This is a genomic window from Paenibacillus glucanolyticus, assembly GCF_037333485.1.
In the GTDB taxonomy this organism is placed as follows: Bacteria; Bacillota; Bacilli; order Paenibacillales; family Paenibacillaceae; genus Paenibacillus_AQ; species Paenibacillus_AQ glucanolyticus.
In genome coordinates this window covers 5,084,670-5,107,640 of the sequence record NZ_CP147845.1, presented here as the reverse complement: position 1 = coordinate 5,107,640, position 22,971 = coordinate 5,084,670, and the positions used below count along the sequence as shown (strand labels likewise).

Sequence of the window (22,971 nt, the reverse complement as noted above, 5' to 3'; positions counted from 1 at the left end):
TGATCTGATCGGTGTTTTTTTGTACATAAAATTAGGCATGATAAGCAGTAATCTTCCATGTTAAAACCTTTCAGCATACCGATTCCGGCGCAAGGTCATCCTAAACGATGTTAATACACCTATTATAGAGATGGAGGATGAATCATGATTAAATCCAAAGCCCTCAACCTGACCGTCTCCACAGCATTGCTCCTCAGTATGGCTGCGGTAGCAGGATGCGGCAACACCACAGACGGCAACACGACACGTACAAACAACGTGGACAAGGGTCGTGTTGGTGTGAACTCCGTGCGTAACAACAACCAGCACATTCGCAGCACCCAGCAGCATGACCTGACAAACCTGAAGTACAGCAAAACGCTGTCCCAAAAAGTGTCGGATATCAGTGGCATGGGTCCTGCACATGTATTCGTAACCAATCACAGCGCGTATGTTTCGCTGCCCAAAGAGGGCGCGAACACCAACAGCATTGATGGACATGTTACGGGTATGAGCACGGCAAACCGTTCTGACGGCCGTTCAATGACAGGCATGAACAAAACGAATGTGAGGAACCGTACGTTCAACACTTCGGGTACAGGCAGTGTGGGGCTTCTGAGCAATATGGCTAGAGGCACAGAGCGTGTCGTGGAGAATACCACTCGTGCTGTAGAAAACACAACAGGTCTTGGCCGAACCGCCGATAACCGCGGCTTTGGCGTTAACGGAACGACGACGAATGGCGGTTTTGGCGGCAGCAACTATAATACGTTAAACGGAACGCGCAATAACGGACTTATGGGTACTAACGGAACTCGTACCAATGATTATATGGGGTACGGCACGCGTACCAACAGTCTTACCGGTACCGACGGGACGGTAAACAATACTCATATGGGAACTGGCATCAATGGAGTGCCTTATGGAACTTACGGAAACAACATGGGCATGATGAGCGCTCGTGAAGAGGTTCCTCAGCATGTGCGTCATGAAATTACGAACAAGATTCGTAAAACCGCTCCACATATCAGTCAAGTATATGTTTCCACAGATGAGGGATTTTATCAGCATGCCAAAGGTTTTGTAACGGGGGGTAACGCCAAGAATACGGTTGGAACACTTTCCCGTGATTTTGGGTCATGGATTAACCGTGTGTTCCCGCTTCATGTAGGAACTCGTGATGGTATGAATGATACACGCGGCAACATGACTAAAAATGATACGGACGACGGTTGGTTTGGCGGCAATCGAAACAGCCGGTAAAATTTCTATACAAAAAGGAGCTGCCCTGTAGGATTGAAATCATCCTATCCTAGGCGGCTCCTTTGCTATTTATAATGAATGCTATACCTTAATGTTTGCGTTGTCCTTGAATCCATACTCCTTGCAGCTCAAGATCGCTGGAAAGAACGAGGATGTCGGCGAGTTTGCCGGCTTCAAGCGATCCCGTGCGATCGGCGATGCCAATTTTTCTGGCTGGATTCATACTTCCGATGGTGGAGGCCTGCTCAATGCTGAGTCCAACCTCCCGAACCAGCAGCTGGAACCCTTTAATCATCGTTAATGTGCTGCCCGCGAGACTGTCTCTGTTATGCTTGAGCGTGGCAATGCCCTTCTCAACAACAACGGGCAAATCACCCAGCGTATATTCGCCGTCAGGCATGCCGGTAGCCGACATGGCATCCGTGATGAGAATCAGATTCCCATCCTGCTTCATGCGGGCCAGTATCCGAATTGCCGCGGGGTGGACGTGGATGCCGTCTGCAATGATTTCGCAGCTTAACCGATCATCGCCAAGCATCGCACCAACCACGCCTGGCTTGCGGTGGTGAAGCCCTGTCATCGCATTAAACGTGTGCACGCCATGACTAAGGCCGGCCTCGACAGCGGCTTCTACTTCCTCATAGGTTGCATCCGTATGACCCAGGGCAGCCACGATTCCGTGTTGATCCAGCCACGAGATTGCCTCTAGTGCCCCTTCACGCTCGGGTGCAAGGGTGACCTGACGAACCAGCCCCGGATATTGAGATACCCATTCTTCCAGCCACCTGATATTCGCGTGGACGATATGCTCAGGATTTTGCGCACCTGGCCATTTTGGGCTGATAAACGGGCCTTCGAGATGGACGCCTTCCAGTCTGGTATAAGACATGCCCTGATTACGATAGTCGCTTACTTCCTTCAGTACCCGATCGATTGCTTTTTTAGGCGCAGTCATCGTGGTAGCAAGCATCGCCGTGGTGCCTTGAGAGCTGTGGAAGGATGTAATTTGATCCAAAACATCCTTCGTTGCGTCCATAAAATCCTCACCGTTACCGCCGTGAACATGGATGTCAATAAAGCCAGGTACGATATAGCCATCGGGCTGATGGATAACCTCTGCGGCTGCCTGTTTAAGGCTTGCAGGGAGTTCGGAAACATCACCAGCGTATGCGATGTTCTCGCCTTGAATGGCCAGCACACCGTCTGTACGGATGCCTCTGGGCGTCAGTACTTGACCATACAACAATTGGACAGCATTCTTGGCTTCGCTGCTCATACCAGCAATCTCCCTGCACCTTGATCCAACAGCACAACAACGTTCGGATGGCACTGAAGAAGTGATGCCGGACACTCGGTCGTGATAGGCCCTTTCAACGCACGATGTACAATCTCGGCTTTATCTTCTCCCCGGACGAGAAGGAGGATTTGGCGGGCTTTGAGGATGGTAGCAACCCCCATCGTGATGGCGTGGGTCGGAACATCCGCAAGCGTTGGGAAGAATCTAGCATTGGCGTTTCGAGTTTTCTCTTGAAGCTCTACCAGATGAGTCCCGCCGCTGAGGCTTTCACCCGGCTCGTTAAAACCGATATGTCCGTTATGTCCAATGCCGAGGAGTTGGAGATCAACAGGTCCAAATTCTTCAAGCATTTTATCGTAATTCAGGCATTCCTCTTCCGGATTGGCAGCGTTGCCATTCGGCACATGAGTCCGTTCGATCTGGATATCTACATGGTTGAAGAATTTTTCATTCATGAAGGTGCGGTAGCTCTCCGGATGATTCTCAGGCAGGCCCACATATTCGTCCAGATTATATGTTGTGGTCTGCGCGAAGCTGACAAGCCCTTGACGGTGCATCTCAATCAACTTGGCATAGAGCCCAACGGGTGTGCTGCCTGTAGCCAGTCCCAGTGTAGCGCGCGGATTGGTGTGCAGCAAACTGGTGATCAGGTTTGCGCCTGTTTGCACGAATTGTTCTTCATCGCGGAATGTGTAAATATTCATTAGTTATTGTCCTCCTCGGCTTTTGCGATAGTTTTGAACATTAAGATATGACTGCTCCAGACGGGGAACATACGTGGAGAAGTCCCGACTGGCCATACCCATGAACAGAATGTCTATAATGTGAAGCTGGGCAATGCGAGAGGCCATGTCACCTCGGCGCATTCCTTCCTCCAGCGAGGACGAATACAGTGTAATGTCCGCCATGGAGGAGATGGCACTGCTTCGGTAGGAAGTAACGCTGATCGTAAATGCGCCTGTGTCTTTGGCACACGCCAACGCATCGATGGTTTCCGGCGTTTCGCCGGAGTATGAAACGGCCACGGCAACATCACTTGAAGTCAGCGTGGAGGCTGAGGTGATCTGCATGTGGGAGTCTGCAAAAGCGGTGCAGTTTTTCCCGATCCGGATCAGCTTCTGGTAAAAGTCCTGTGCCACAATAGAGGACGTTGCCACACCATACAGGTCAATGCGTTTTGCCCGGCATAGGGCATCCACTGCGCGCTCCAGCTGCCCCAAATCCAGAAGCTCTGTCGTATCCCGAATCGACGTCAGGTGATTGGATTCAATCGCCTCTACGATTCCGGCAAGCGGATTGCCTGCAACGATGTCCTGATAACGGGTGCTTCCTGTGCGTGAAGCCAACTCGGCATGGGCGATCTCTGCGGCAAGCTTGAGCTTGAAATCAGGATATCCCTTGCACTGAAAGTTCTTGCAAAAGCGGGTGACTGTGGCAGCGCTGACCTCGCACTGATCTGCAAGATCTTTAATGCCCATATGCACAATCTCGGATGGAGCTGTCAAAATAAACTCTGCGAGCCGTCGTTCCTGACGGGGCAGGCTTTCCTTTTCGACAGAGATAATATGCAAGATTGGTGTCATCAAAAGCCTCCTTCAAGGTTCCCGGTGAGCTTATTTGTTGGGCATAACGGATGGGATTTGATTTGAAAATTATTTTTAAAAAAATGAAAAAATAAAGAAAATAATTTTTACTCCCCCACATCATAAAGGAACCTTCGGGAGGAATCAAGGATAAAAATCATCAACATGAACCCAGCGCCCAAATTGATGGCCCCTTCCGCACCTTCCCCCCTTCTCCAACATAAGATGAGTTGACTGTATCCCTTACCCTTGTTAGACCACACATACCCGGGCAAGGAGGGGTGACACCATTGAAGGGGACCGACCATAATAGCAAGTTCTTGTTAACCCACCGTGAACGCGAAGTATTTGAATTGCTAGTGCAAGACAAAACGACTCGCGATATCGCCGGGCAGTTGTTTATTAGCGAGAAGACGGTGCGTAACCACATCTCCAATGTCATGCAGAAGCTAAATGTTAAGGGCCGTTCGCAAGCTGTCGTTGAGTTGATAAAACTCGGTGAGTTGAAGATCTGACACCATGCCGGTTGCACGTAACGAAAGCACAGCGAAAGCCTTCCTTCCCGATTCTTACCGGGATTGAGAAGGCTTTTTTGTGTTAAAATGGATGGGAGCTGCTTCTTAATAAATGGCAATGGGTTTGGTGCGTAACTACATATCGGATGTCATGTGAAAATGAATCGGGTAGACTAGCTATTTAGTACAAATAGCCTGCACATGTTGGAGGTGGAATAAACGTGGGATGGATATTGGGAACCATGATCGTTGTCATCCTTGTTGTCTTCGTCGTTACAGGAATGAAGCGTAAGTCGAGCAGCGTTAGGGGAAGCAATGTCATCCAGTTAAAATCAAAAGCAAACGTGAAAATCAGCAGCGAAAATAACGCTCAGCCCTGCAGTCGATGCCGACACAAGCGCCAACTGGCCTTCTGCGCGGATGATGCCGGTGCCGTAAGAGGTTTATGTAACGAATGCAGAAGAGAGCTTGAACAGCATCAGGAATTATATCCGGTATAGCCCATCATATGAAGCTGTATCGTAAGAGGAAGTGCGAGGGAAACCTAAACTGCGCGCTGCCTCTTTTTTTAGTGAAAAAGTACATATAGATGCAACCCGCTTTGGGTTGACGAGGACTCCCTAACTTCGGCAAGATTGTGTATAGTGAATAACAGTTCCTAGTCGAAAGGGAGTGCGAGAACTTGAACAGGTTTGGCAGGCTGAATACACTGCGGAATCAAATCTTCCTTGGATTTATGCTGGTGATGATCATTGTGCTGGCATTAGTCGGGGTTTTTGTATACGACCAGGTATCCGTACTGCTGCGCAACAGCGCCGAGAAGCATATTCAGCAGACGGCTGTGCAGGCAACAGGCAAGCTGGATGCGCTGCTCAAGCAGGTGGATACACTCACGGCGCAAATTTCTACCAACGCAACGGTTCAGCGCTATCTGGCACAGGAAACTGCTGGCAAGCCGATCAGCTTCGGAGAACGGCAATCGCTCCAGCAGGAGGTCCGCAAATATGAATCTTACGCTACAGGCATTCGTTCACTTGAATTATATACGACGGACTACCGGCGGCTGTTTCCGCTGGATGAAGGCAGTCTGACGAGCCGGGTCGGGGTCGATTGGATCTTGGCGGCCGATGCGGGAAAGGGGAGGCTGGTTTGGTTCGGACAGGATCCGAAGGACCCGGAGGTGGTGGTGGCTGTTCGGAGAATCCGGCTGATTGACCATTCCTTTGCCCATGGCGGATACCTGCTTGTGAAGCTGGAGAAGGATTATTTTGCGCTTGCTGATTCCACTGGCGGCACGGCTGGCGATTCGCGTGAAACGATGGGGCTGTTTGATCAGGCGGGAAATGAAATATCATCGGATTTTGCGACAGCGGTGGACGCGAAGGATGTTCTGCATCGTGAAGGGGAGACGGTTGCCATTGGCAATGAGGACTTCATCGCCGTACAGAAGCAGTCGGAGGCGACAGGGTGGAACCTGGTCATCCTGACGCCTGTGGATTATACTACCGAAGGCATAGCGGTACTGCGGACCGCGATTATCGTATCCGGGGGCGTCGGTGCGCTGCTGTTTCTATTCTTAAGCTTTATCCTGACCACCATGATCATCCGTCCGATTTTGAATCTGATCAAAGCCATGCGCGGCGTAAGGCTGGGAACCCTTAAACCGATTCCGGTCACCTCGAAGACAATGGAGATCAATGAGCTTAACAATTCGTACAACCAGATGGTTGACTCGCTGAACGAATTAATCGAGGTTGTATACGAGAAGGAGATTATTCAGAGCCGAACGGAGCTTAAGGCTCTGCAAGCGCAGATCAATCCGCACTTTCTTTTCAATACTTTGGAAGCGTTTTACTGGGCCTTGGATGATCAGGGGGAAGAGGAACTGGCTCAAATCGTGGTCGCGATGTCTGGATTGTTCCGTTACGTTATCAACAGAAAAGACGAGGATGAATGGGTATCGATCCGGGATGAGCTTGACCATGCGGAGCGTTATTTGATGATTATGAAAATGCGGATGCTGGACAGGCTGTCCTGGAGAATTGAGGCAGATGAAGCGAGCCGTCATGTGCCGATTCCAAAGCTGCTGATTCAGCCAATCGTGGAGAATGCGATTCTGCACGGGGTGGAGCAGAGGCTGGGTCCAGGCACCGTAATCGTGCGTGCACAAGCTGCTGATCATCCGGGATACACGGTCATCACAATTACCGATGACGGTCCCGGCATGGACGAGGAAACGGTAGCCACTCTTTATTCATCGATGGAAAAAGGTTATGCGGCATCCTCTAAAAACAGCGGGGTCGGCCTTGCCAATGTAGAGCAGCGAATCCGGCTGTACTACGCTTCCGAGCAAGCCGGTCTGCACATTGACAGCGTGGTTGGTCAGGGAACCACCATCTCATTTGAAATACCGAATGATTTTCCGGCCATAAAGGGGGAGGGGGAATAGCATGAAAACGATACTGATCGTTGATGATGAACCGAGAACGAGAGAAGGCGTAAGGAAGACGCTGGAGGCTTGGTCATCCGGCCGCTGCCGGATAACAACGGCTGCAAGCGGTGTAGAGGCGCTCCAGTGGCTGCAGGAGCAAGTGGCTCACCTGGTGGTGACCGATATCCGCATGCCTGAGATTGGAGGACTTGAGCTTATTGAAAGATTGCATGAATTAGAGCATCCCCCGGTCATCATCGTGATATCCGGCTATTCGGAATTTGATTATGCCCGTAAAGCACTGCAGTACGGGGTGGTGGATTATCTTCTGAAGCCGCTGGATAAACGAAAACTGGTAGCCGCAGTAGAGTCAGCGCTCGAGCGCGGGGATAAACTAGAACGGATTGAGCGAATGGAGAAACTGGTGGATCCGAAACTGCTGGAGGCAGCACAGCAGGATAAGGGATACAGCATCCAGGTGCAGGAAGCACTGAAGTATGTAGACCTGCATCTCCAGGATTCGGTATCGCTGAAGGAAGTGGCCGAGGTGCTGCACCTGAACTCCAGCTATTTCAGCGTGTTATTTAAAGAGCAGACAGGGCTCACCTTCAGTGAATATATGACGCGCCGCAGAGTGCAGAGGGCCAAGGAGCTGCTGGCCGGCACAGCGCTGCCTGTCTCAGAGATTGCGGAGAAGGTGGGTTACCAGACGTCAAAATATTTTGTGAAAGTGTTCCGCGACCTTGAGGAAGTAAGCCCGAGCCAATATCGCCAGAGCGTATCGGACAGCGGAGAAGAAATCTAATAATAGTGGAATTAGTCCCAATCGTTATGACCTTATAGAATCATCCCCTCACTGATACAATTTGATTAAAGCGGTTTCATTACGCGAACAGCATACTAGAAAAGGGGTTGTAAACGTGTTCAACAAAAAATGGACGGTTCTGCTTCTGACATTGTGTCTCGCTCTGGTAGCGGCTGGTTGTGGATCTAACAACAGCAGCACAGGAGATTCCGGCAACGGTGGCAGCGAAGGCGATAAAGTTACGGTGAACTTCATGCACTTGTGGCCAGCTGGCGTATCCGCCGGACAGAACAAAATTGTGAATCAGATTATCGAAGAATATCAGAAGGAAAACCCTAACGTTACGATCAAACAGGAAGTACTGGATAATGAGCAGTATAAAAACAAATTGAAAGTGCTGTCTGCTTCGAATGAGCTTCCGGACGTTGGAGTAACCTGGGCAGCCGGATTCCTGAAACCTTATGTCGAAGGCAATCTGTTTGCTCCTGTAGACGATTTGCTTGAGGGTCAGCTGAATGGCAAGTTTGTAGCCGGTACCACCGAAGCTTATGCCATTGACAGCAAAACGTATGCGCTTCCACTAGAATTCAATATCGCTCCCGTATATTACAATAAAGCGATTTTTGAACAGTTTAACCTGGAGGTTCCACAAACCTACGAGGAATTCAAGACAATCGTGAAAACGCTCTCGGATAACGGGATTGCCCCGATTGCACTCGGGAATAAGGATCGCTGGACCGGATCCCTGTGGTACATGTATCTGGCAGACCGGATCGGCGGGCAAGAAGCGCTTGCCAATGCGATTAGCGGTGCCGGTTCTTTCAAGGATGAATCGCTTGTAAAGGCGGCCGCCGAGGTTCAATCTTTGGTGGACAGCAACGCATTTGTCAAAGGATTCAACGGCTTGTCCAACGAGGAAGCCAAATCCGAATTCCTGAACAACAAAGCAGCGATGTATATGATGGGCACTTGGGAACTGCCGAACTTTACAACAAATGAGGAGATCCCGAAAGAGTTCCGCGACAGTGTCGGATTCTTCAAGTTCCCGACGGTTGAAGGCGGAAAAGGCGATATCAACAGCTGGGTAGGTGGACCGGGCGTAGGTTTGTTCATCGGCGAAAACTCCAAGGTGAAAGAGGAGTCCAAGAAGTTTGTTGAGTATTTCGTAACCAAATGGGGCGAACAATCGGTTACAGGAGCAGGCGTCATTCCAGCAACCAAAGTCGATACATCCACCCTGGAGCTTCCACAGCTGTACATTGATCTGTTTGATGAAATGAACCAGGCCAGCAGCATCACGCTGTTCGCAGACGTTCAAATGGAGGCCAATGCCGCTGAAACGCATCTGAACATGATCCAGGCACTCTTCGGTAAAGCCGTAACGCCGGAGAAATTCTCCGAAGAGCATGATGCAGTGATTACCAAAGGCAAATAAGACTCAGACAACCAAGAAACAGGACCTGATTATCCGGCAGCTATTGCCGGATAATCTTTCCTCAAGACGATAAGAAGAAAGGAGTCGGACACTTTGGATAAAGTGATGTCCAACAAAAAAATCATCGCGCTGTATGTACTGCCTGCTCTGCTTGTCATTATGGCCGTTGTCTACATTCCCATCATCCTGACCGCTTATTACGGACTGAACGAATGGAACGGAATCGGCGCGATGACCTTTATCGGACTCGATAACTACCAGGCTCTGCTTACGGACGGGAAATTTTGGGACAGCGCATGGCACTCCTTGCTGTTAGCCGTATTCTCGGCTGCCAGCCTTATTATCTATCTGGCTGTAGCGATGGTGCTGGCCTCGAAGATCAAAGGCGCCAACCTGTTCCGTAAAATCTATCTGATCCCGATGCTGTTGTCATCGGTTGCAATTGCCCAGCTGTGGCTTCGCATCTATCATCCGACCAACGGGATTGTGAACAGCTTCCTGGAATCCATCGGGATATCGAATCCGCCGGCATGGCTTGCCGAGCCGTCACTCGTATTGTTTGCATTGTTTATTCCAATTCTGTGGCAGTATGCGGGTTTCTATATTCTGATCTATTATGCGGCATTAAAGAATATTCCGGCTTCGCTTGTGGAGGCAGCTAAAATCGATGGAGCAACCTCCATGCAGATCGCGTTCAGAATCAAACTTCCGCTCATCATGGAAGTGATCAAGGTTACGATCGTGCTTGCGGTGGTAGGTTCCCTGAAGTACTTTGATCTGATCTTTGTCATGACAGACGGGGGGCCTAACGGCTCGAGTGAAGTGATGGCGTCCTATATGTATCACACGGCTTTCCGCGCTTATGATTTCGGTTACGGCAGCGCCATCGGGTTCTTCCTGCTTGTCATCTGCCTGATCGTAACGTGGGTCATTCGTAAATTAACGGCATCAAAAGAAACGATCCAATATTCATAAGGAGGGATGCTTCATGATATCCGGAGCCACAGGACAGCTCCAGGAAGGGCGTGCCCGATCCGGTAATGGAGCGGGACGCAAGCTTGGCTACATGCTGCTGTATGTCGTGCTGATCGGTGTAGCCGTATTTCAGTTGTTTCCGCTCGTATGGCTGCTGCTGTTCTCATTAAAAAACAACCAGGAAGTATTCGATCTGCCTCCTCTGTCCCTCCCGATGAATCCGCGTTGGGAGAATTACGAGAAGGTATGGAGCGCAGGAAATATAAGCGTATATTTCCTGAACAGCGTTTGGATTACCGTTGCAGCGACGGCGCTCACGGTCATCCTGGGAAGCCTCGTTACGTTTGCCATTACAAGAATGAAGTGGAAGGGCAGTTCCTTTGTCCTCGGATTGTTTATGGTTGCGATGATGATACCGGTGCATTCCACCTTGATCCCGCTGTTCAGCATTTTTAACAAAGTGGGATTGACGGACCATCCGATATCTTTGATATTGTCCTACGTGGCTTTCAACATGCCGATTACGATTATGATTCTGCTGGGGTTCTATTATACGCTGCCGAAGGAAGTGGAAGAGGCGGCGGTGATGGACGGCTGCTCGGTTCATCGGGTCTTTTTCCGGATTGTTCTTCCGATGACGGGCTCGGTTCTGGCAACGACAGCCATCATCAATATGATATACAACTGGAATGAATTCATATTTGTAAACACCTTCATTAGCTCGGACATGTTTAAGACGCTGACGGTGGGCGTTCAGAACTTTATCGGACAGTACACCACCGATTGGGGCGCCATTGGCGCAACCTTGATGATCAGTATCTTGCCAATCCTGCTGATGTTCCTCTTCCTCAGTGATCGAATCGTGGAAGGCATCGCCGCAGGTTCGGTTAAAGGTTAAAGTTGGGATAGGATAGGGTTTCATAACATGCAGATAGAGAAAATAACAACGAGCCGCTCCAAGAATTTTCTTGACGCGGCTCGTTGTTATTATTGTACATGCTATTGTTATACTTAAACCCAGCCCAGCGCCCGGACCACCTGCGCAACAATGAACGTGACACCGATCGCGATTGCGGTCGGGATGGCGAAGGACAGGAACGTCCACTTGGCGCTTTTGGTTTCCTTCCAGATGTTGACGAGCGTGGTTCCGCACGGATAGTGAAGCAGTGAGAACAGCATCATGTTAAGAGCGGTCAGCCAGGTCCAGCCTTGATCCAGAAAGATCTGCTTAAGGGCAAACATATCGGTAACCTCAGTGAGAGAACCTGTAGCCAAATACCCCATGAGCAGGATCGGCAGCACGATCTCATTCGCAGGAAGTCCGATAATAAAGGCCATAAGAATGAAGCCGTCGAGTCCGAGTGCTTGGGCAAACGGATCAAGAAAATGAACAAAATGAAGCAAAATGCTGGAATCGCCGATATGAATGTTGGCGAGAATCCAGGTCAGCACACCTGCGGGTGCCGCTACGATAACGGCTCTGCGCAGGACATAGATGGTTTTATCCAGGGTAGACCGCAGAATGGTATTCAGAATTTTAGGTTTCCGATATGGAGGCAGCTCCAGCGTGTAATGGGAAGGAACGCCTTTCAAAGCGGTTTTGGATAACCCCCATGATACCGAGAGTGTGACAACGACACCGATCAGCACCATGCCCATGACAACGGAAGCGGTCACGAGTGTCTGGGCTCCACCTGAAAAGCCTGCAGCCATGAACAGGGAGGCCAGCAGGATCAGCGTAGGCCAGCGTCCATTGCAGGGCACGAAGTTATTTGTCAGGATGGCGAGCATCCGCTCACGCGGCGATTCAATGATCCGGGTGGACATGATGGCTGCAGCATTACAGCCGAATCCCATCGCCATGGTAAGGGACTGCTTGCCGTGTGCTCCCGTTTTTTTGAACAGACGGTCCAGGTTAAACGCAACCCGTGGCAAATAGCCATAATTCTCGAGCAGAGCGAAAGCCGGGAAGAAGATGGCCATCGGAGGCAGCATCACGCTGATGACCCAGGCGGTACCCCGGAACAATCCAAGGATCAGGATCCCATGGAGCCAATCCGGAGCATGAAGCGCTTGAAAGGCCAAGGTCAGGTATCCTTCAATCCAGCCGAAGAAACTCGCCAGCATGGAAGATGGCACGTTAGCCCCGGCTATCGTTAAGTAAAAAATAATGCCAAGCATGGCCAGCATAATCGGGAATCCCCACAGCTTGGAGGTGAAGATGCGGTCCAGCCGCTCGGAACGGTACAGAAGCTCCCGGTTGGTCACGGTCACGGCGTCACTGCACAGCTCGCGCGATTTTTTGAACAACTCGCCTACGATGTCTTCTCGTACATCCTCTACCTGCTCAGCAGGAATGGCCGCTGTTAGAGCTTCCAAGCGCTTGAGCTGCTCCATGTGTCATCCCTCCTTTATCCGAAACCGATAATCTGTGCTTGAGTGTTGCAATCAGCTTCTGATCTCCGTCAAGAAAGCGGATCGCAAGCCATCTGGCGGGATATTCACCCCCAAAGATGTCCCTTAATTCAGACTCGAGCCTGGAAATCTGAGACTCCAATTGTTCGTTGTATTTCATCCGGTAGGGTGTCGTCCGAGTCTGTCCTGTACACATGAGAAGCAGCTGCTCGGACAAGGTGTCCAGTCCGTCATTGTTTCGGGCCGATATCGGAATGACAGGAACGCCGAGCTGATCCGTTAGCTTGCGGGCGTCAATTTTGATGCCTTTTTTCTTCGCTTCATCCATCAGGTTAAGGCATACGATGACCCGATCGGTCATTTCCAGCACTTGAAGCGCCAAATTAAGACTTCTTTCCAGAGCGGTTGAATCCAGGACCAGCAGCGTAACGTCGGGTTTCTCGAAAATAATATAATCACGCGCCACTTCTTCGTCCGCAGAGTTGGAGAACAAGGAGTACGTTCCCGGCAGATCGATAAACCGGAAGCGGGTGTCCTTGTATTCATAATTGCCGCTCGCCAGGCTGACCGTTTTGCCGGACCAGTTGCCGGTGTGCTGCTTTAGGCCGGTCAGGGCATTAAACAGCGTGCTTTTTCCCGTGTTCGGGTTTCCCGCCAGCGCAACGGTATAAGTTCTCATGATGACATCACCTTACCCCAGATTAACTGACTTTCTTCTTTTCTTAATGCAATGACGGTACCTGCTACTCTATAAGAGGTGGGATCACCGAGCGGACTGGCTTTCAGAACCTCAATCACGGAACCCGGAACAAATCCGAGGTCCAGAAGCCGCCGTTTATGCTCTCCACGGATATCCACCTTTTCAATCAGGAAGCGCTCTCCGAGCGTTGCCTGCTGCAAATGCTGAAGATGTTTTGTCTCATCCATAAAGTTTAACCTCTCCCTAATAAATTGGGCCGAGCATATATTGTTTCCTCGAAGCAACTTTATGCCTATAGTATGACCGAATGCGTGTATTGTCAACTGGATTTATCCAATTTATTGAGAGGTGGCTTGGACATTACGTTTTAACAGCCGGGAGGTCCTCATGGGTCAGTCGCAGGCTGAGGTGCCAGGGAGACCCGATATTTGGTTATGAATTGAAACAAGCGGTCAAGTACGGTAAAGTGGTGTTGAAAAAGAGAGTCGTCGCTGCAGGCTTTCGATTCGTGGATGTAACGGAGCTTAAGGTAAGGAAGATCATCTGGGCTACCGGTTGTGTGGCAAGTATGATTGGCTCTATAGCAAAGGGGCTTAATAACGCAGGATTGCCCTTGGCAAAAGACACCGGGGCTCCGAGCTTTAGGCAGGAGTGTCGCGGGATGCCCGCGAAATTGTTAAGGTATCACGGAGAAGAGGGGATAAGTTTATGGAAAAAGAGCACCATGAGCTGCTGCATGAAGACCAGGCCATGGAAGCGTCACGTCTTCTGAAGGCCATATCGGATCCGACGCGAATCCGGATTCTCCACTTGCTGTCGCAAGAGGAGTGTCCTGTCGGCCATATCGCCGAGGTGCTTGGCATGAGCCAGTCGGCGGTATCCCATCAGCTCGGCTATTTGCGCAGCTTGAGACTGGTGAAGTACCGCAGGGATGGCAATACATACTATTACACGTATGAAGATGAGCATGTCATCGGCATACTGCAGCAAGTGCTGGACCATATAGCCCATTAAATAAAGGGGCCCGGCCTATTTGTGCTTGACATTGCGGTTTCCCGGCTGTAATGTATTGGAAAATGAATTTCCCGTGAATAACGATCATCAAGGACATGAGAATTGCAACCCTCGGCGTGACAGAGAAGAAGCCCTTGGCTGAAAGGCTTCCAACCGTCCGACTGCGTTCTTCCTACCTTGTAGTTGCGCCGTGAACAAGCGGTGCCGGCCCGGGCCCGTTACCGCCGCATTGAGTTTCTTGGAAGATTGGTTTATACGTCGGACAAGATCGAATCAGGGTGGTACCACGAGCACATTCGTCCCTAGGAGGCGGATGTGCTTTTTTGCGTTCGGCAGGTAATTTCATGGATGAAAAAGGAGTATGAGGAACATGCGGCAAAGCCAATTATTGATGACAACGATGAGGGATATGCCGTCCGAGGCGGAGGCGCTGAGCCATCAATGGATGCTCCGTGGCGGCTATATCCGTCAGACGGCGGCAGGGATCTACTCGTATCTGCCGCTCGGATGGCGGGTCCTGCGAAAGATCGAGGGGATTATCCGCCAGGAAATGGATGCGGCAGGAGCACAGGAGATGCTGATGCCGGCAGTACAACCTGCTGAGCTGTGGAAGGAATCCGGCAGGTACGACGTTTACGGTCCGGAGCTTATCAGGCTGCATGACCGTCATGACCGGGAGTTTGTGCTCGGACCGACCCACGAAGAAGTGATCACGTCGATTGTGCGTCAAGAAATTTCCTCTTATCGGAAGCTGCCGGTCAATCTGTACCAGATTCAGAGCAAGTACCGGGACGAGCGGCGTCCGCGCTTTGGCCTCCTGCGGGGGAGGGAGTTCCTGATGAAGGATGCGTATTCCTTCGACCGGGACTGGGAGGGCCTGGATGTGTCCTACCGGAGCATGTATGAAGCGTATGAACGAATCTTTGAGCGCTGCGGTCTGACGTTCCGGGCGGTGGAAGCGGATGCCGGTGCCATCGGCGGACAAGGAGAGACCCATGAGTTTATGGCGCTTGCAGATATTGGCGAGGATACCGTTGTATCCTGCAGAGACTGCCGTTATGCGGCGAATCTGGAACGTGCCGAATCCGTCGTTCCAGCGAGGCAGGGCAGCGTGGATTCGGTGAAGGTCGACGGCGATTCGGCCATCGAGCGGGTAGTCACACCGAATGTGAAGAGCATCCAGGAACTGACGGACTTTCTTCAAGTGGGCCCGGAGCAATTGATCAAGACACTGATCTATCAAGTGGACGGCCAGCTGTATGCCGTGCTGATCCGGGGTGACCGTGAAGCGAATGAAACCAAGGTGAAATCCTACTTGAAGGCGGAGCTTGCAGAATTGGCGAGCGCCGAAGAAGTGGTGCAGGCGACGGGAGCTCTGGTAGGGTTTGCGGGACCGGTAGGCCTGTCACTGAAAGTACTCGTCGATTACGAAGTCGCCTCTATGACAGCTGGCATAACAGGAGCCAATCAGGTTGATGTTCATTTGAAGGGGGTTCGCCCCGGGCAAGATTTCTCACTGGAATACATCGGCGACTTCCGGAATGTGAAGGAAGGAGAGCCTTGTCCGCGCTGTGGCGCTCCGCTTCAGTTTCATCGCGGGATCGAACTGGGTCATGTCTTTAAGCTGGGGACGAAATACAGCGAAGTTATGAATGGCATGTACCTCGATTCCGATGGACGGGAGAAACCGCTTATTATGGGCTGCTATGGTATCGGCGTTTCCCGCGTCATGGCTGCCATCGCCGAGCAGCGGATTTCGGGGGAGCGTTTGGTCTGGCCGATGTCCGTAGCTCCGTTCCAGGTTCACGTTATTCCTGTTGCGGTTAAGGATGAGGCCCAGATGAATCTGGCTGAGCATATATACAAGGAGCTGATCAAGGCGGGTCTGGAGCCGCTGTTGGATGACCGTGATGAGCGTGCCGGGGTGAAGTTCAAGGATGCCGATCTCGCAGGCGCTCCGCAGCGCCTGATCATTGGACGCGGCGCGGCTTCCGGCGAGGTCGAATGGATGGGCGAAGACGGAGTTAAGGTCAATCTCCCGGCCGCGGCAGCCATCCAGCGTGCGTGCGAGGCAGCTGCCCGGGTACGGGATTGAGGAATGAATTCCGCAATGAGACCCACTTATATATGAAACAGAACGCCCCTGAAACAGAAGGAGCAAACCTCAGGTTTGTCTCTCTCATGATTTCAGGGGGGGTCTAATGTGAGAGGACTTGCAGCCTTCCGAGGGTTCTAGGTTGCTGCTTCATCCAGACAGGACCTATCCCTTCACTGCTCCCGCCGTAATGCCCTTGGTCATCTGCTCGGTGAAGAGGAGATAGATCAGAATGGTTGGCAGAGCGATGATGGTCATAACGGCAAATTGCGCACCGTAATTGGAGGAGTACTCTCCTGCAAACTTCATGATGGAGAAGGGGATCGTTTTGATGTCCTCGCTGGTGAGGAAGGTGTTGGCCATAATGAACTCATTCCACGTACTGATAAAATTCAGCACACAGATCGTGGCGATTGCCGGTTTCGTGATCGGGAAGATGATCTTAAAGATAACGCCGAATATACCGGCGCCATCCATCACAGCCGATTCTTCAATGGCGCGGGGAATGGTCTCAAGAAACCCGGTCATGATGAACATGCTGATCGGAATGACAATTGCCGTGTAAGGAAGAATCAAGGTAAACAGATTGTTCAGCATATCCAGCTTGTGAAACAGGATGAAATTCGGCAGCAGCGTGGCGTGAATCGGAATGATCATACCAAGCATGACGAAACCGAGAAAGAAGCCGCTCAGCTTCCATTTCATCCGGGTAAAGGCATAACCCATCATGAGTGCCAGCACGGCCGAAGCCGCAACCGTGATAACGGTAACCAGCAGGCTGTTAAAGAAGAATAATGGCACACGACCATAGGTGAACGCATTTTTATAGTTTGCCCATTGGGGCGGATCGGGCCATACCAGAAAGTTTTTTCCGAAGAAATCCCCGCTCTTCAGCAGTGAGTAATCGACCAGCCAGATTAATGGGAAGAGCTGGATCAAGGCAACAACGATCATAAATGCAAACAGTGCTAGTCTAGGCCAGGGGCTGCGCCGGACAATCCGGCTTGAAGCAGGTTTAGTCTGCGGTTTTTGAGCTGATGGCTGTATGGTTGAAAACAACGGTAACCCCTCCTTTTAAAATTCCCCGACATCTTTTTTCAAAGCTTTATTCAGCACAACCGTAAGAATCAGGCAGAACACGATGAACAGCACCGAAATGGCATTCCCGTATCCATAAAGGGATGAGGAGAAAGCGACTTTGTAAATATAGTTGCCCAAGAACTGCGTGCTGTTGGCTGGTCCGCCGTTCGTCATCAGAAATACGGTTTCCATCTGTTTAAGGCAGGTGGTGACCGCAATGATGATGGCTACCCGCATCATGGGAGCCAGCAGCGGAATCATAATCCGGCTGTACAGCTGTGTATGGGTTGCACCATCGATTTTGGCGGCTTCCCCCAAATCCTTGGGAATACCTTGAAGGCCGGAGTAGTACAGCAGCAGCGCATATCCAAACCCTTGCCACATGACAACCACAATAATGCACCAGATGGCGGTGTTCGGATCGCCGAGCCAGTCATGCTTCAATACGCCGAGCCCGATGCCCTCAAGGAATTTGTTGAGCAATCCGTAGTTAGGATGGAAAATGCCACTCCACAGCTTGGCGGTGACGACAATCGAGATGACGGCGGGGATGAAAAAAATGGTCCGGAATATCTTCTCGTATTTACCGCAATGCGTAAGGAAGATGGCGAGCAGGATGGCAATCGGATGCTGAATCACAAGCGTGGCAGCCGTGAGCAGCAGTGCATTCCAGAGCGAATTCCAAAATACAGGATCCTCGAACAGGATCTCCTTATAATTACTCAGGCCCACATATTGGTATTGACCGATGCCGCTCCAATCGGTGGAGCCGTAATAAGCGCTCATGAAAATCGGGATGCAGATCATGAATATAAACAAGATCAAGCCCGGAGCGATGAGCAGAAAGATCGCTTTTTTGTCACTGAGTACTTTGTGCATGGTGTTCAACATCTCCGTTCTTCATAAACTTGGGGGGCCGAATGCTTTCCGCAGCCCCCAATATCCGATACTGCTATCGTATCCGAGCGCGGAGGGCAGTGAACATGCCGGAAATTTACGATGAGTGTATTCATTTTTCAGAGGTTGTTTTATCAGACCATTACAACGCAGATTAGCCTCCGATTCCTGAAATGACGGCGAGAGAGTCAAGATCCCCGGCGAAACAAATCAAGAACGGGAATTCGTAAAAACAGCGTTCTTCATCTGAAGAATCGAAACCTTCATTCGCGGCCTATGCGACCAAGACGAAAGGGTGGTTATCATCTACCGGATGATAAACCTGTAAATAGGGGATGTTCATGCGCTAAACGGCAGAGCAAAAACCCCCTTTTCATCGATCTGTTAGATCGCAAAAGGAGGATTCTTTTTAAAGTATCTACATCGAATGCTGGCAAGGATGAATCGTGGCCCATTCAACCGACTGGACAAAAAGCTTGATCCTTCTAGTTACAAGGTGAATTTTAGAATCAGGGTTGTGGCGCTCCCATGACTTCTTTGCCAAATTCCAGGCATTCCCCACAGATGGACACTCCAGGTCCGAGAGCCAATGGTCCGACTTCATCCTTGCTCCGATTGCAGAATGAGCAAGACCCGGTATGAACAGGTGCTGATGGTTCCTGGGGTTTGTTATGTGCAGCTGCTTCGTAGAGATGACCGATCACGTCCCGATCAATATAATCAAACTCTCCTTTCAGCTTTAGAGCGACGGTGGTATAGGCGATAGCCATTCCTTCATAGAACCGTTGACGGTCAATGGATTCACTCTTGTCCATGTAGCTCTCGCATAACAGGCTCAGCTTCTCCAGCTCTAGGATGGTGTCTTCAATCTTGGCTCCCCGAAACATCTTCTTGCGGAACTCCTGATCCATGCTTATTTCACCCTCCTTTATTGATTATGTTTACAAATGTAAACAGATCTAAGTATATTTATTCCATACAAAGGTAAAAAAATCCTTCGTCTCATATAAAAATTTGTTCAAGACGAAAAAAAGAGCGCCCCACCCACCGGTCTGATAGACCTTGCTGGAACGCTCCTGTTTTTTCATTATTATTATTTGCCGTTTGCTTTAGCAGCTGCGGCATCCAGATCCTTGGCGAATTGCTCTGGCGTGATTTTGCCAGACAGCAGCTGCTGATGGATTTCCATCGATTTTTGCTTGAATTCATCGCTGGAAATGTCCTGAAGCGGCGTGCCGGCTGACGATGTCATATTGGTGAAAATATCGATCAGCTGCTTCTGCAGCTCGGTCTCTTCACCTGTTAAGTATGGGTCGAACTTTTGCGCTGGCGTGCCTGCGCCCGATTGCCATACTTTTTTCGGCCAGTTATCCGGTGTGAAGAAGTATTTCATGAATGCGATAGCAGCATCCGCATGCTTGGTGTTCTTGGAGATGGCGTAACCGCCGCCATACCATGCTGCAATGTCCGTTTGCGCGCCCTTGTCGGATGCAGGGAAGGAGATGGCGCCGACATTTTGACGGAACTCCTCGGAGAAGTTCTCATCGGTAGCCAAGCTCGCTTCCCAGTTCCCCATGAAAAACATCGCCGCCTGTCCTTGTCCAAACAGATTTCTGGCCGTGCCGTAATCAGCTGTCAGCCAGCCATCTGCAAAGCCTTTGGCTTCAGCAAAAGCCAGCATATCTGTTGCCCCCTGAATAAGGCCGGGATCCGTAAAAGAAATTTCGCCGTTAAAGGCTTTATCCATGAGTGTAAAATCGCCGCTTGCACGCTGTGCATAGTAATCGAACATAATCGGCAGCGTCCAGCCTTCCATCCCGTTAATCGCTACAGGGTTAATGTCCTTGGCCCGCAGCTGTTTCACGACATCCAGCAGCTCCGACACCGTGGTGGGCACCTTCAAGCCGTTATCGTCAAAAATCTTCTTGTTGTAATAGAGAACGGCATAGTCCGTATTCCGGGGAATCCCGTACATTTTTCCATCTTTGCTGAAGCCGTCAACCGAACCGGCAACAAAATGACTCCCATCAAAGTCAGCCGGATTCAATTCGAGCAGCATGTCGTTGTCGAGCAGCGGGGAGAGGAAGGATGGTTGTCCCCATGCCTGAATAATGTCCGGCAGCTGGTTCGTGGAGGCATACACTTTGATTTTTGCTTTGTACGGCTCATCCTGCAATGCCTCAACCTCGATTTTGACATTCGGGTTTTCCTGCATGTAGGCATCAATGATTTCCTGTTCTATTTTTCCCGGGCCGTTCGCGCGGTCGGCATAAGCTGTGAACATCTTCAATGTTACTGCTTCCTCGGTCTTCGTGCCTTGATCTGTACCGGCTTCATCCGGTTTCGGATTCGATCCCGGGTCGGTTGCAGTGGTTCCGCCGGAGCCGCCGCAGCCTGCCAGAAGGACAGCCATGATAACGGTCAGCAGCCATAATCTCATAGGTTTCATTTGGTTAACCCACCTTTATTGATATTTTTCAGCTTGCAAGATTCATCATACCGGGCAGAGGAAGTGTGCAACATGCCGAAAATTTCAGATGGATGTATGCATTTTTCAGGTGTTGGGGTGGAGCGCAACTTTTTGCAGAAGGAATCCGCTATAATAACAGTAATTTCAATCCTTCACATATTCTTCTGAAAACAGGTGATTGCATTCATGAAGGACACCCCACGATACAAGCGGTGGTATGCCGGCATGCCGATCCGGTTTAAGCTGCTGTTCTGGTTCGTTCCGCTTCTGATGGCAACTATCGTTGCTATGGGATGGATCGCTTATGAAATATCGTCCAATGAAGTGATGGACAAGATGAAGCAGACCCAGAATCAGCTCACTCAAAAAACAGCCGATCAGATCGACAGTGTCGCAAAAGAAATGCTGTTTTTCTCCAACAACCTCTTTTTGGATGATGAGATACAGAGACTGCTGGAATCCGATTATCAACCTGCGGAACGGCAAAAAGCTTTCAAAACCATCTCCAATATGATGGTTGCCAGCGATTCCATCCAATCGATGATATTATACACGCTCAAACCCGGCTACGAACATTTGGAACCGTTTGCAACCAATCAGGCGGGAATTACGAGTGCGATGACATTGTCCCATTTTATGGAGGGTCCCTATTATGAAGCTGCGCTCAAGGTTAAGGGCAGTCCCGTCTATGGGTTGGTGAAGCCGTCGGACGATATTTTTGTCGGGGATCATTATCACAAAATCGTTCTGTCGCGCGTCATCGGCAACATCTATAACTTGAAACCGGCAGGGCTGATTATGATTGGCGTGGACGCAGCCCGTATCGGCCGATTGTATCTGGGCCAGCCCACGCTTGCAACCGAGATGTTTGTCATTAGCGAAGACGGGCTCATCATTACAGCTACGGATCAGCGCTGGATCGGAAAATATGACACAGAGCTACCCTATAACGGGACGAAAGCGGCTCAAACAAGGTTCTCAACGGAAGAGAGACTGGGGCTGTGGAAGGAATCGCCGGATTGGATGATTACACAGACGATTTCTCCAAGTACGGGCTGGCATGTCGTTGTGGTCAATACAAGGGAGAAGCTGGTGAGTGAGCTGGGACGGATCGGACAGCTGACGGTCGCCGTGGCGGTTCTTTGTTTCTTGATTAGTCTTGTCATCACGTGGTTGTTGTCCAATATGATTACGAAGCCGCTGATGAAGCTTTCGCGCTCCATGCGCAAGCTCCAGACGGGGGATTTTACGCAGCGGGTGCATTTTACCGGACAGGATGAGATCGGGGAGCTTGGGACCGGATACAATGCGATGGTTCAGCGGATCAAGGTATTAATCGATGATGTGTATGCTACGCAGTTAAAGCAGAAGGAAGCGGAACTGAAAACGCTGCAAGCGCAAATATCCCCCCATTTTCTATACAACACACTGAATACGATCAGCTGGACGGCCGAGAGAAAGGGTGAGAAGGATATAGCGGACATGGTGTACTCCTTATCCCAGGTATTCCGGCTCAGTCTGAACGACGGCAAGGATTTCTTCACAATTGAACAGGAAATGGAGCTGGTGCGGAATTATTTATTTTTACAGAAGCGCCGCTTTATGGACCGGTTTGATTTTTCGATTGAGATTGCCGAGGAGGTTTCCTCCTTTATGATACCCAAGCTTATTCTGCAGCCTCTGGCCGAAAATGCGATCATACACGGGATTGAGCCGCTGAACGGGAACGGTTTTATTACCCTGAAGGCGTACGGGTTTGACAATTCGGTGGTGCTGGAGGTGCTGGATAACGGGATCGGGATGACAGAGTCGCAGCTGCATAAGCTGCTTTCCGGCTTGCAGCGGGTGGAGAACCGCAGTTTGGAGGCTAAGGAAGATGAGCTGCGAACCGGGTTCGCGCTTTTGAATATTCAGGATCGGCTGAGATTGTTCCAATCCGGTGCCTACCTTGAACTGGATAGCAGGGAAGGTAAAGGAACCTGTGCCGTCATCCATCTGGAGAGGAAAGGGGATTGAT

The 22,971-nt window shown here is 50.5% G+C and carries 21 protein-coding genes; 11 read left to right on the top strand and 10 right to left on the bottom strand.

Going from position 1 to position 22,971, the window contains the following annotated elements; translation table 11 throughout:
• The first annotated feature begins 144 nt into the window (after positions 1-144).
• On the top strand, positions 145-1,242 hold the full coding sequence (locus tag WDY75_RS24010; protein WP_063478842.1) for a YhcN/YlaJ family sporulation lipoprotein: 1,098 nt from the start codon (positions 145-147) through the stop codon (positions 1,240-1,242).
• Positions 1,243-1,330: 88 nt separating this feature from the next.
• On the opposite strand, the gene nagA is transcribed toward WDY75_RS24010, so the two are convergent.
• The 3 genes from nagA to WDY75_RS23995 are packed head-to-tail and all read right to left on the bottom strand — an operon-like array spanning position 1,331 to position 4,122.
• Complete coding sequence (gene nagA, locus WDY75_RS24005) at positions 1,331-2,518, bottom strand: N-acetylglucosamine-6-phosphate deacetylase (RefSeq protein ID WP_063478843.1); 1,188 nt, start codon at positions 2,516-2,518, stop codon at positions 1,331-1,333.
• Positions 2,515-3,243, bottom strand: a complete 729-nt coding sequence (gene nagB / locus WDY75_RS24000) for a glucosamine-6-phosphate deaminase (protein WP_006208730.1) — start codon at positions 3,241-3,243, stop codon at positions 2,515-2,517. Before nagB ends, nagA begins: the two co-directional genes overlap by 4 nt.
• Positions 3,244-3,246: 3 nt before the next feature.
• On the bottom strand, positions 3,247-4,122 hold the full coding sequence (locus WDY75_RS23995; RefSeq protein ID WP_006208731.1) for a MurR/RpiR family transcriptional regulator: 876 nt from the start codon (positions 4,120-4,122) through the stop codon (positions 3,247-3,249).
• Between the two features lie 290 nt (positions 4,123-4,412).
• Between WDY75_RS23995 and WDY75_RS23990 the strand changes: the two genes are divergently transcribed.
• From WDY75_RS23990 to WDY75_RS23960, 7 genes are all read left to right on the top strand, one after another.
• A complete protein-coding gene (locus WDY75_RS23990) occupies positions 4,413-4,637 on the top strand; it encodes a helix-turn-helix domain-containing protein (protein ID WP_006208732.1) in 225 nt (74 codons plus the stop codon).
• 221 nt (positions 4,638-4,858) lie between these two features.
• Positions 4,859-5,137, top strand: a complete 279-nt coding sequence (locus WDY75_RS23985; protein WP_063478844.1) for a hypothetical protein — start codon at positions 4,859-4,861, stop codon at positions 5,135-5,137.
• Between the two features lie 182 nt (positions 5,138-5,319).
• A complete protein-coding gene (locus WDY75_RS23980; protein WP_063478845.1) occupies positions 5,320-7,086 on the top strand; it encodes a sensor histidine kinase in 1,767 nt (588 codons plus the stop codon).
• 1 nt (position 7,087) lies between these two features.
• Positions 7,088-7,873 carry a response regulator gene (locus WDY75_RS23975; protein WP_006208735.1) on the top strand — a complete coding sequence of 262 codons (786 nt, stop codon included), beginning with the start codon at positions 7,088-7,090 and terminating at the stop codon, positions 7,871-7,873.
• A 115-nt stretch (positions 7,874-7,988) separates the two neighbouring features.
• Entirely contained in the window at positions 7,989-9,308 is a 1,320-nt protein-coding gene (locus tag WDY75_RS23970) for an extracellular solute-binding protein (protein WP_006208736.1), read from the top strand.
• Between the two features lie 93 nt (positions 9,309-9,401).
• Positions 9,402-10,283: a carbohydrate ABC transporter permease gene (locus WDY75_RS23965; RefSeq protein WP_006208737.1), complete on the top strand. Its 882-nt coding sequence runs from the start codon at positions 9,402-9,404 to the stop codon at positions 10,281-10,283.
• Between the two features lie 13 nt (positions 10,284-10,296).
• Entirely contained in the window at positions 10,297-11,181 is an 885-nt protein-coding gene (locus WDY75_RS23960; protein ID WP_006208738.1) for a carbohydrate ABC transporter permease, read from the top strand.
• A 113-nt stretch (positions 11,182-11,294) separates the two neighbouring features.
• On the opposite strand, the gene WDY75_RS23955 is transcribed toward WDY75_RS23960, so the two are convergent.
• Genes WDY75_RS23955 through WDY75_RS23945 form a run of 3 tightly spaced genes read right to left on the bottom strand, consistent with a single transcriptional unit; the run spans position 11,295 to position 13,625 of the window.
• The gene (locus WDY75_RS23955) at positions 11,295-12,680 is read right to left on the bottom strand and encodes a nucleoside recognition domain-containing protein (protein ID WP_063478846.1); all 1,386 of its coding nucleotides are present in this window, start codon (positions 12,678-12,680) and stop codon (positions 11,295-11,297) included.
• Positions 12,631-13,377, bottom strand: a complete 747-nt coding sequence (locus tag WDY75_RS23950; RefSeq protein ID WP_063478847.1) for a FeoB small GTPase domain-containing protein — start codon at positions 13,375-13,377, stop codon at positions 12,631-12,633. Before WDY75_RS23950 ends, WDY75_RS23955 begins: the two co-directional genes overlap by 50 nt.
• On the bottom strand, positions 13,374-13,625 hold the full coding sequence (locus WDY75_RS23945) for a ferrous iron transport protein A (protein WP_006208741.1): 252 nt from the start codon (positions 13,623-13,625) through the stop codon (positions 13,374-13,376). Before WDY75_RS23945 ends, WDY75_RS23950 begins: the two co-directional genes overlap by 4 nt.
• Before the next feature lie 481 nt (positions 13,626-14,106).
• Between WDY75_RS23945 and WDY75_RS23940 the strand changes: the two genes are divergently transcribed.
• Both WDY75_RS23940 and WDY75_RS23935 read left to right on the top strand, forming a co-directional pair.
• The gene (locus WDY75_RS23940; protein WP_006208742.1) at positions 14,107-14,412 is read left to right on the top strand and encodes an ArsR/SmtB family transcription factor; all 306 of its coding nucleotides are present in this window, start codon (positions 14,107-14,109) and stop codon (positions 14,410-14,412) included.
• Between the two features lie 370 nt (positions 14,413-14,782).
• Positions 14,783-16,507: a proline--tRNA ligase gene (locus WDY75_RS23935; RefSeq protein WP_063478848.1), complete on the top strand. Its 1,725-nt coding sequence runs from the start codon at positions 14,783-14,785 to the stop codon at positions 16,505-16,507.
• A 165-nt stretch (positions 16,508-16,672) separates the two neighbouring features.
• Here the strand turns inward: WDY75_RS23935 and WDY75_RS23930 are convergent, their stop codons facing one another.
• The 4 genes from WDY75_RS23930 to WDY75_RS23915 all read right to left on the bottom strand — a co-directional run bounded on the left by WDY75_RS23930 (position 16,673) and on the right by WDY75_RS23915 (position 20,933).
• A complete protein-coding gene (locus WDY75_RS23930) occupies positions 16,673-17,566 on the bottom strand; it encodes a carbohydrate ABC transporter permease (protein WP_006208744.1) in 894 nt (297 codons plus the stop codon).
• A gap of 15 nt (positions 17,567-17,581) precedes the next feature.
• A complete protein-coding gene (locus tag WDY75_RS23925; RefSeq protein ID WP_063478849.1) occupies positions 17,582-18,466 on the bottom strand; it encodes a carbohydrate ABC transporter permease in 885 nt (294 codons plus the stop codon).
• 527 nt (positions 18,467-18,993) lie between these two features.
• Positions 18,994-19,395 carry a ClpX C4-type zinc finger protein gene (locus WDY75_RS23920; RefSeq protein ID WP_006208746.1) on the bottom strand — a complete coding sequence of 134 codons (402 nt, stop codon included), beginning with the start codon at positions 19,393-19,395 and terminating at the stop codon, positions 18,994-18,996.
• 182 nt (positions 19,396-19,577) lie between these two features.
• Positions 19,578-20,933 carry an ABC transporter substrate-binding protein gene (locus WDY75_RS23915; protein WP_082834310.1) on the bottom strand — a complete coding sequence of 452 codons (1,356 nt, stop codon included), beginning with the start codon at positions 20,931-20,933 and terminating at the stop codon, positions 19,578-19,580.
• A gap of 207 nt (positions 20,934-21,140) precedes the next feature.
• Between WDY75_RS23915 and WDY75_RS23910 the strand changes: the two genes are divergently transcribed.
• Positions 21,141-22,970: a sensor histidine kinase gene (locus tag WDY75_RS23910; protein ID WP_063478850.1), complete on the top strand. Its 1,830-nt coding sequence runs from the start codon at positions 21,141-21,143 to the stop codon at positions 22,968-22,970.
• Position 22,971 lies beyond the last annotated feature (1 nt).